6 protein-coding genes are annotated in these 11,188 nt (G+C 44.5%); 5 read left to right on the forward strand and 1 reads right to left on the reverse strand.

What is annotated here, in order from left to right; all coding sequences use genetic code 11:
* Window positions 1–12: 12 nt before the first annotated feature.
* Entirely contained in the window at window positions 13–1,803 is a 1,791-nt protein-coding gene (locus tag HQN88_RS12775; RefSeq protein WP_173112001.1) for a sensor histidine kinase, read from the reverse strand.
* Window positions 1,804–2,005: 202 nt separating this feature from the next.
* Between HQN88_RS12775 and HQN88_RS12780 the strand changes: the two genes are divergently transcribed.
* From HQN88_RS12780 to HQN88_RS12800, 5 genes are all read left to right on the forward strand, one after another.
* Window positions 2,006–3,676, forward strand: coding sequence for an extracellular solute-binding protein (locus HQN88_RS12780; protein WP_173112004.1), 1,671 nt, complete (start codon window positions 2,006–2,008; stop codon window positions 3,674–3,676).
* 163 nt (window positions 3,677–3,839) lie between these two features.
* Window positions 3,840–4,703, forward strand: coding sequence for an ABC transporter permease (locus HQN88_RS12785; protein ID WP_171637680.1), 864 nt, complete (start codon window positions 3,840–3,842; stop codon window positions 4,701–4,703).
* A gap of 14 nt (window positions 4,704–4,717) precedes the next feature.
* Entirely contained in the window at window positions 4,718–5,629 is a 912-nt protein-coding gene (locus HQN88_RS12790; RefSeq protein ID WP_173112007.1) for a carbohydrate ABC transporter permease, read from the forward strand.
* Window positions 5,630–5,669: 40 nt separating this feature from the next.
* Window positions 5,670–9,698 carry an endo-1,4-beta-xylanase gene (locus HQN88_RS12795; RefSeq protein WP_173112010.1) on the forward strand — a complete coding sequence of 1,343 codons (4,029 nt, stop codon included), beginning with the start codon at window positions 5,670–5,672 and terminating at the stop codon, window positions 9,696–9,698.
* Between the two features lie 160 nt (window positions 9,699–9,858).
* A complete protein-coding gene (locus HQN88_RS12800) occupies window positions 9,859–11,025 on the forward strand; it encodes a serine hydrolase domain-containing protein (RefSeq protein WP_173112013.1) in 1,167 nt (388 codons plus the stop codon).
* Window positions 11,026–11,188 lie beyond the last annotated feature (163 nt).

Raw genomic sequence — 11,188 nt, forward strand, 5'->3', positions numbered from 1 at the left:
CGTACAGCTCCTTTATTTGTTATCAAAGCCATCTGTTGGATGCTTCCGGCAAAGGGGGATTTTCAGCTCAATGGATGTAAATTCATGTTCTTTGCTGTTGATGTTAAATTCAAATTGGTCATGAAAGAAAAAGGTGATCCGACGAAATACATTTTGCATGCCGATCCGGTTAAGTTGTGGTTCTTTGGCTCGAACTTCCTCCAGTAATTGACCCAGCTTCTCTGGTTTGATTCCAATGCCATTGTCTTCAATATAGAAGACCAGAAAATCCTTTTCCTCATACACGCGTATGGACACGAGTCCTTTCTCATCTAATCCCTGTATGCCGTGCTTAAACGCATTCTCCACAAAGGGCTGGAAGACCATGGAGGGAATGAATAAGGGGAGCGTGTTCTTCTCGACTTCAAGCGAATACTCGATTTCATCTTCAAACCGGTACTTTTGGATGGACAGAAATTCTTGAATCATAGCCAGTTCTTCCTCTACGGTTACCCATTCCCGACTGGAAGTGAGGAACCTTCTGTATGACTTTGACATGTAGCTTATAATATCGGCTGTTTCCAACTCTCCTTTGATCACAGATTTCATCCGAATGGTTTCCAGCACGTTGAATAGGTAATGGGGATTGACCTGACTTTGCAGAGCTGTTAGCTCCGCTTGTCTACTTTCCAGTTCATAATTTTTCTGCCGAAGTTCTGCCTCATAGACATCGTTAATTAGTTGTTTGACCTTCCGAATCATGCGATTAAAACTGTGGAACAAGAGACCGATCTCATCTTTTCCAACATGCGGATACTCAATTAACGTGAAATGCTGGTTATCCACTTTATCCATATGACGGGAGAGCAATCGGGTTCGGAAATATAAAGATCTGGAAATCAAAAGAATAAGGATGGTTGCAAACAACAGCGTAGCTAACGCTATGAGCAAAACGTATTTCTTAGGCTGCTCTAACGCCTTATGGAAGACGGATTCCTCGTAAACCCCAATAATTCGATACCCTGTCATGGAATCAAACGTAGTGAGATTCTTGGTCATTGTAAATTGTTTATCTGGAACAGTAGCTGCATTAAAGGGGGCTAAGTATTGTTGCTGCGGCAAACTTGAATAAATAACTCTGTTATTGTCGTCGACAAGAGAAAACTTACCTAAGGTACCTTCACTATTAAAAATGTCTGCGAGGACATTGTATCGGATATCAACTTTTAGTATTTTTTGATATTGGGCATAAGACGTATAGTAGTTCATTTTCCGAATGACGCTGAACAGTCGCTCTCCATCGCCAGTCACTTCCTGTCCAAAATAGAACATGTCCCGATGGCTGTTATTGGTATTGAAAGATTGTGTATACCAAGGGCTGTTTTCTATGGATGGCGAAATTCTGAGAACGCTTCCAGCATTCAGAACGGTCGGATTATCTGTATAGAAATTAATGGTGAAATGATATTGGAAATAAGGGGTGACTCCCATAAGGGGAGTGCGGAAATAGCTCCCATAATTGAGGGTATAGTCTAGATTGTCTTGATAGGTTGTATCCAAACCCTCGTAGAAACTCCGGGAAAAATAAATATTATTGCTTAACGCTGCGGCTTCCTTGAAGGAACGAGTCAGTTGATTATATAGACGCTCAAGGGAAAGCTCGATATTTCGTTGCTCTTCCTTTTTCACGCTTTGGGTTATTTTGGCGTAGAACAAATAGTTACTCAGTGTGATCGGCAGGAATACACAGAAAATGTAGATGAGCAGCAGTTTCTTATGGATTTTCATGTTATTTAATCTGGCTAAGCCAAAGAATGCGGGCATCGGTAATCCTCCATCATGTATTGATTCCTTCATTATAAAGAGGGAACCATGCCAAGGGAAGGTCTCTGCGGGCTTACAAATGAAATGCTATATTATTTCGAACGAATTCTATATTCTGTCATATAGGAATGGTAAGATATTCCTACTTATAATAGGTTTAGGTTAATGACCTGCAAGATAAAACCACAAGGAGTGAGTCCTAATGAAGGTTTTCAGAAAAGCGGCTTCCGTAACGTTAGTCGCTGCATTAGCCCTGACTGCTGCAGCATGCAGCAGCGGGGAATCGAAACCAAGCACAAGCAGTACGGATTCAGGGGGCAATACGAAAGCGGAACCAAAAGAATTTAGTGTATTTATTAATCGTTCCTTACCTGATTATCCAGGGTCTACTCGCGTAGGTGACATGATTGACAAAGAGACAAATGTCAAGCTAAAGCGGGAATATCTAGTGGGTGATTTGGATACCAAAATTGGCGTCATGATCGCTTCCGGCCATTATCCGGATCTCATGGATGGAGGGCCATCAACCTCCAAGTTGCTTAGCGCCGGCGCGTACATTCCACTTGATGAGTTAGTGGATAAATACGCTCCGAATTTAAAAAAATTATACAATGCGCGCTGGAATAAGCTGAAACAGCCGGATGGTAAGGTCTATTTCCTCCCAGGATGGGTGCCATATGAAGAGGGAGATAAAGCACCGTTGCTGGGAACACCTCAAACTGGCTTTTGGATTCAGAAAGCTGTATTGAAGGAGTTTAACTACCCGAAGATTAAGACGCTTGATGAATATTTTGATGTGATTGAAAAGTATGCCAAGAAGTATCCGGAAATTGAAGGCGGCAAAACGATTGGCTTTGAAGGAATCATGGAGGGCTCACGTAAACATGATTTGGTTAATCCGTCGTTCTTCCTCGCAGGTTATCCGAATGACGGTGCCGGGATTGCCGACAAAGTAGATGGCGGCTTTAAGGTTGATACTTTCCAAGATAAAGACATGTCGAAGCGTTATTATCAAAAATTGAATGAGATCAACGCCAAGAAATTGTTGGATCAAGAGATGTTCATCATGAACTACGACCAATACATTGCGAAGCTTACTTCTGGTAGAGTACTTGGTTTACACGATCAGCGTTTCCAGATCGGCAAAGCCATTGATATTCTGGACAAGGAGAAACCAGAGCGTTCTTTCGTACCGTTGCCACTTGTCTACGATAGCAGCATCAAAGAGCAATATACCCCACCACTAGGTATGTCAACATCAGCCGGCATGGGTATTTCGAAGGATGCCAAAGATCCTGTTGCCATTATCAAGTATTTGGATTACCTAGCGAAACAAGATACGCAGAATTTGATTTCTTGGGGCGTGAAGGACGTTGATTATAAAGTTAACGAGAAGGGCCGATTCTATAGAACTCCTGAGATGATCGCAAACTTTAAGAATCCCGAGTACAAAAAGCAGTGGGGCGGGGATTATTTCCTAGGGCTGCCAATTTCGGTCGGATACTGGGCAGACGGAAATGCAGCACGCGCCGACAATCAAGCAGAACTGCTAACGGCCACTTATAATGACATCGATAAAGAAATCATAAAGGCATATGGCATTTCGTCTTACAATGATTTATTTGCAAAACCAGAAGTACGCAAGTATTTCCCGCTGTTTGATATTGTGTTGGAAAAGGGTGGAAAAGGAGAGCTGACCAAGCAGAAGATCGATGATCTATTGACTTCCTACATTCCGAAACTAGTTCTGTCGAATCCAGCTGACTACAACAAAGTGTGGGAAGAGTATACAGGGAAGTTTAAGGCTTTGGATACGAAATCGTATATCGACGAACTTCAGAAATCGGTTGATTTCCGCATGAAGAACTGGTAAAAATTTGGCGGTGAAGGGGGACTCCAGAAGAGTTATCCTCACCTTCATGCCAGCTGGCTTTTTATAGATAAAGAGAAAGTAATGAACAAGCGGATGGGAGAGGTTCATCATACTGCAAAAAACATTTACTCAGCGACTATGGCAGCAAAGAGTCTTGGTGCTTATGTCTGTCCCGCTTTTGATCCATCTATTCATTTTTAAGTATATGCCCTTATGGGGATGGTCGATGGCTTTCCAAGAGTATGTGCCAGGCAAGAGCTTTTTACATCAAAAGTGGGTTGGACTTGAGCAATTTAAACGTATTTTTACAGATGAGTTGTTCTATCATGTTCTTCGCAATACGCTTGCCATGAGCGCCATCAATATTACGTTTAGCTTCATTACGGCAATCGGGTTGGCGATTTTATTAAATGAAGTGAGAGTGACTTGGTTTAAGAGAACGGTACAGACGATCTCCTATTTGCCTTATTTTATCTCATGGGTAGTTGCTGCCAATATCATTATGGTTATGCTCTCCTCTGACAATGGGATCGTTAATATTCTGTTGCTAAAGCTGGGAGTCATCGATTCTTCTCAAATGTGGCTGGGGAAACCGGACCTGTTTTGGTGGATTATCGGGATCGCGAATGTGTGGAAAAATGTAGGGTGGAACGCCATCATCTATCTGGCGGCAATCTCCGCTATCGAGCCACATCTCTATGAGTCGGCGGATATCGATGGAGCCAACCGGTTGCAAAAGATCCGTCATATCACCCTTCCAGGTATAAAACCAACGATCGTGATTTTGCTCATCATGAGTATTGGTCACGTGATGCAGGCTGGTTTTGAACAGCAGTACTTGCTAGGCAACAGTTTAGTTAAGGATAAATCGATGGTCTTCGATATCTTTGTATTGGAGTACGGTATACGCCTATCACGCTATTCCTTTGCAGCAGCAGCAGGTATATTCAACAGTGTCGTCAGTATCGCCATGCTATTAATGGCCAACTACATTGCGGGTAAAATGGGTGAAGAAAGAATTATATAAGGTGGGGACTGGGCATGTACCGTACAAAACAGCTATTAACAGGCAGTAATCTGTTTGACATCATGAATACGATTCTATTGAGCTTATTGTTAGTATTTACGTTATACCCTTTTCTCAATGTAATAGCGCTTTCACTTAATGATGCAACGGACAGTATGAAGGGTGGCATTTATCTGTTGCCCAGAAAGTTTACGTTATTTAATTATCAGGATTTGATTCGAGATTCCCATATTTGGCATGCGGGTATGATTTCTCTCCTCCGTACAGTGATTGCCGTTGTTTCAGGTGTGTTTCTAACGGCGATGGTGGCGTACACAATCAGTCGGAAGGATTATGTGTTGCGAAGTTTCATTACGATGGCTTATGTATTCACCATGTATATTGATGGCGGACTCATTCCCACTTACTTTCTAATCCGGGATGTTGGATTGGTCAATAACTTTGCGGTTTATGTGCTTCCTGGTATCGTAACAGCCTTTAATCTGTTAGTAATCAGGACGTATATTCATTCCTTGCCGGAGAGTTTGAATGAATCGGCCAAAATAGATGGAGCTGGTGACTTTCGCATCTTTGTACAAATCATATTTCCATTGTGTATGCCTGTACTTGCTACCATCGCGCTATTCATTGCCGTTTCGCAATGGAACGCATGGTTCGATACGTTCCTGTACGCATCTAATAATTCGAATTTAAGCACGCTTCAATATGAGCTCATGAAGATTTTACAATCAGCGAATCAACAAGTGACGGGAACCATGGAGCAAGCCTTACAGGATGCATCTGCTGGGCAAACCGAACATGCGGTTACACCAGGATCTATCCGTGCAACGATGACCGTTGTATCCAGTTTGCCAATCATTCTCGTGTATCCTTTCTTACAGCGCTATTTTGTCAAAGGCTTAACGCTTGGCGGTGTGAAAGGATAGATTTCTTGCTTTTTTGACTAGGAATAAAGGAGGGATAATAATGTTTTCAGTAAAAATGAAAGGTTTCCAGCTCATCTTGTTTATTACATTCATGATGGTGTTGTCGCTTCTACATCCTTTGACTGGAAATGCGGCGATAGATTCAACGGTGCCTTCCGGGCAGATTGCGTCTAACCTGTTTGCAAACCCTGACTTCGAGACAGGAACAGTGAATGGCTGGACAGCGCGTGGTAACTCAACACTTACGGTCAATAGTGATGCTCATACGGGTGCATACAGCATGAAGGTAGTACGTACAGCCGCATTTCGCGGTGTGCAGCAGTCCGTTTACGGCAAGATGAAGGTAGGCAGTGAATATGACATTAGTTTATGGGTCAAGGTGGATGCAGCTGGTGCCGGGAAGGAGATCCGTCTTACGCTGGATAAGAGTATCGATGGGGGAACGAAGCCCAGCGTGTTCAAGGGTGTTGGATCTGCCAAGAATTTGGTAGCCGGACAATGGACCCAAATTCAAGCAACGTACAAAGTAACAGAGGAAACTTCAGGAGCGATTACGAACTTGACTCTATATTTGGAATCCGCTACAGATGCCTTCGATATCTATGTGGATGATGCAGTTCTGCTGGAGAAACCAAATGAACTAGTCAGTAATTCGGGTATGGAGCTGGGAGTCAGTCCTTGGCAAATCCGAGGCAGCGGAGTCGTACTCCAAGCCGTCTATGCGCCACAGCCTGTATATAATGGAACCAAAAGCTTGTTGGTTTCAGGACGCAGCGCGAACTGGAAAGGCGTCATGCAGCCGATGATAACTAAGTTAGTGAAGGGAAAGACCTACATCGTATCGGCTTGGGTAAGACTTCCGGAGGGGAAGGAAGAAAAGGTTAGTTTAAGTCTCCAGAAGGTCATAGGTGGCGTAACCTCTTATCAGGGTGTTGCTTCAGTCACTGCAAATGGGCAGGAATGGAAGCAGATCTCGGGTGCATTTACGTTGGAATATACAGGTACATTGACATCGTTGGATCTTTATTTCGAGACGGCAAGCACAGGAACCGATTTTTACTTGGATGATGTCAGTGTGGTGGAGAAGGTGATTCCTACGAAGGTTGTCCAAACCGATATCCCTTCGTTGAAGGATGTTTTCGCCGCTGATTTCCCCATCGGGGTTGCATTGCCGCCCGATTATTTGAATGGGGATGTGCACAGTGATCTAGTTAAGAAGCATTTTAATAGCATCACGGCCGAGAATTCCATGAAGCCGTCTTATCTGCAGCCAACGGAAGGTGTATTCACTTTTGATACGGCCGATGCCTATGTGAATTTCGCCCAAGCGAACGGGATGAAAGTACGTGGTCATACGTTGGTCTGGCATCAAGGCGTAGGCAATTGGATGTTTGTGAATGCACAAGGTCAACCAGCGACCAAAGAATTGCTGTATGCGCGATTGGAAAACCATATCAAAACGATCGTTGAGCGGTATAAAGGCAAGATTTATGCCTGGGATGTCGTCAACGAAGCGATTGATGCCAGTCAATCGGATGGCTTCCGTAGAACCAATTGGTACAGTATAGCGGGGCCGGAGTTTATAGAAAAAGCGTTCCAATATGCGCATGAAGCAGATCCGGATGCGAAGCTTTTCTACAATGAATTCGGCATATTCGAATCAACTGCCAAGCTGGACTTCACCATTAGCATGATTCAGAACCTCCTTGCCAAGGGAGTACCTATTCATGGAATCGGCGTGCAAACGCACAATACGATCTATATTCCGGATAAAGATACGGTGGATCGTACGATGGCGAAGCTAGCGGCACTTGGCATCGATATTCAGATTACGGAGATGGATATGTCCATCTACAAAAATGCCACTGAAAAGTATGACGCCATTGCCGATAAGCAAATTGTGGACTCTCTGTTAGTTCAGCAAGCTTATCAATTTAAAGACATGTTCGAAGTTTTCAATAAGTATAAAGCCAATATTACAGGCGTTACGTTTTGGGGATTGGCGGATGATCGCACATGGCTAGACAGCACACCGGGCGGTAGAAAGGATCTTCCCCTACTTTTTGATGAATCATTAAAGGCTAAGTCTGCTTATTGGGCGTTGGTAGACCCAAGTAAGCTTCCAGTGCTTATTCAAACGATACATGCTGAACAGAGTGGGGATTTGACGATGGATGCTGCCGGATTAGAGAATCCTGTGTGGGATTATATGACCCCAGTAACGGTTGCAGGCAGCACATACACGAACGCTTCCTTCAAGACGCTATGGCATGACAACGCCTTGTATGTCAAAGTAGAAGTGGTTGATAGCACCTTGGACGCCACGGACGCAGTAAAGTTGTTTGTGGATGGAAATAACCGCAGAACGACGGTTTATGATCAGGACGATCATGCGTATACGTATAGCAGATTGCAGGTTCAAGGGAGTGCCAGCAGCTATTTGCAGGATGGAGCGAACGGTTATAAAGGCATTTTCCGTTTGCCGTTAGATAGTACCCTAACAGCTGTAGGTAAAAACATAGGATTTGATGTTAGCATAACGAATGGGGCAGAAACGATTCATTGGAATGATACGTCTGGCCAGCAAGCTGTCACGATGGCTAATGTGGGTTTGTTGAAATTTACCCCGGCCTCCTTGTATGCGGAAGCAAGAAGAGGCACACCTATCATTGACGGAGAGATAGACGCAAGCTGGGATGAAAGCAGTATCCATACGACCGAGCGGTACTCAACAACATCAACAGCGCAAGGGGCCAAAGGGAAATTCCGCACCCAGTGGGATGACCAGTATTTATACGTCTTGGTTGAAGTGGATGACCCGTTATTGAGCGCAACGAATGCCCAGACCCACTTGCAGGATTCCGTCGAATTATTTATGGATGAGAATAATCATAAAAGTAGTCTGTATGAGAACGATGATGCACAAATTCGCTTCAATTACTTGAATCAAATCAGTTCTCGAGGAACATTCCTCAGGGATCAGCTGCAATCGGTTACCAAGACGGTATACGGGGCAAACAATAGCGTCCTTGGTTATCGGGTGGAAGCTGCGATCCGCTGGAATAAGATTACCCCTGTGCCAGGTCATGTTATGGGATTTGACGTTCAAGTCAATGATGATCCTGGGATTGGAACAAGAAATAGTGTGGCTATGTGGAACAACTTAACGGATTCCGGTTGGGTGGACACTTCTGGCTTTGGCGTAATCCGACTAGTTGACGGTGCAGTCCTTGCTGGGACAGAAGTTGCTCTGACAGGTGACGAGCAGGTGAAGATTGGCGAAACATATACGCTTGACTATGGTTTAAAAGCAGCACGCAATGTCTCAGCGCAGGATGTTACACTGACTTATGATAGTCAGGTATTCGAGTTAATTGGCGCGCAGCCACTTGCAGCCAATACCGTAATTTTGAACCAGACTTCGAGCAACCCTGCGGGTACTGAGAGATTCGTGTTGGCGACAACCGACGCAAGTCACGCACTCAACGGCGATGTACCTGTGCTTCGATTTACTTTCACAGCGAAGAAAACGACGAGTGGTTCGATACTTGGGGTTGGTCCTGTTCTATTAGCGGATGGCAGCGGGAACGAACTACATGCAGCAGCTGTAGAAAAAGCAGTCATTGTTGCGGCCATACTTAATAAGACGGTGCTGCAGGCTGCTTTGCAGCATGCTCAAAGTTTGTTTGCTGGAGCTGTGGAGGGTTACGCCAACGGCCAGTATATGACGGGAGCGAAAGCAGCGTTGCAAGCGGTGATTGGAGTTGCAGGGGCAACTTTCGTCAAAGCGGATGTTACACAGGAGGAATTGGATCAAGCCGTGGTGCAAGTCAATCAGGCTGTTGCCCTGTTCACAAGTAAGCTAATCACGGCTAGCACGGGAGATATTGCGGGAGCAGGCGGACTGCCTGACGGTAAAATCAGCGTCGCTGATTTGGGATTTGTGGCTTATCATTTTGGTACATCTTCGACAAACGCCAACTGGGCGGAGGTAAGTAAAGCCGATATTGATAAGAACGGCGTTATTGATATGTACGATCTGACGTTTATTGCCAAAAGAGTAGTGTAATTAGTTCCGAGATAGGGCCTTATGAGAAATCGTAGGGCTATTTTTTATAAACATAGGAAAGCCGGATACTAAAATTTAGAATTGTCGCAAAAACTAAAAAAAGATAGAATGAAAAATATGGTAATTTCAATGTAAAACATCCCTAGGAGGTCATAGTAATATGAACCCAAGTAAGCGACTTAATGAACGGTTGACGCCACTTCTTCAAAGTATGATTGAAAAGGGACCTGCGGGCTGTGCCTGTACCGTTGTGCAGCGAGGAGAAGTCATTTATAAGGAAACCCTGGGTTATGCGGATTTGGAGATGAAGAAGGAGATTACACCAGATACCATCTACCGGATCTATTCAATGACGAAGGTCATTACTTGCGTAGCGGCACTGATGCTGTATGAGAAAGGACTTTATCTGCTTAACGATCCATTGGAGGAATACTTGCCCGCGTTCAAGAATCAACAGACATTCCGAGATAACGAAAATGGTACAAAGTATTTATCTCCCGTTAACAGTCCGATCCTGATCAAGGATTTGTTCACGATGACCTCTGGTCTTACCTACGCTGGTGAAGGCACGGAAACCGAAAGACAAACCCGTACAATGTTGGAGAATGTTAAAAGAGAAACGTTGGACATGCAGGCGTTATCTAACGGATTGGCGACCATTCCGCTGGAATTCGATCCCGGTACGCGCTGGAAATATGGATTCAGCCACGATGTTCTGACCGCGTTGATCGAAGTGCTGACGGGACAAACATTTGGAGCATTTCTCCAGAAGGAAATTTTCGATCCGTTAGGAATGATCGACACCTCATTCCGGATAACGGAAGACAAACGGGATCGTCTTTGCACCATCTACGATCGACCAGAAGGGGGCCTGCTGACACCTAATACTAAAACGGACGCCAGTTATCAACCTAAAAGTCGCTATGAAAGCGGCGGAGCTGGGTTGCTCTCGACGATTGGGGATTACAGCCAGTTTGCACAGCTGCTCGCGAAAGGTGGGGAGCATGAAGGGGGGCGGCTTCTTAGTTCGAAGAGGATTCAATTGATGGCGACCAATCATTTGAATCCGCAACAGCTCAAGGACTTCAATTGGCAACAATTGCGGGGTTATGGCTATGGATTAGGCGTTCGTGTCATGATGGATCCAACTGCCGGTGGCATTAACAGCTCTATCGGTGAATTTGGTTGGGCTGGTTTAGCCGGGTCGTACATGTTGATCGATCCGAAGGAAGAGCTGTCCGTCGTGTACATGCAGCAGATGCTGCCGAGCCAGGAGCCCTTCATACATCCGCGACTGCGGAATGCCATTTATGGGGCATTGAGCTAAGGCGAAAATTTTTGTAATCGTTTAAAAATGACCCAGCCGTTGGCTGGGTCATTTTTAGATTAAACGTAATAACGGGAGAACATACAGCTAATTTTGAGAGACTCCTTTTATTTTTAATAATAAATGGAAATTATACATTTAATTTCTAAGTATTGCCCCAAAT

This window comes from Paenibacillus qinlingensis, assembly GCF_013204845.1.
In the GTDB taxonomy this organism is placed as follows: Bacteria; Bacillota; Bacilli; order Paenibacillales; family NBRC-103111; genus Paenibacillus_E; species Paenibacillus_E qinlingensis.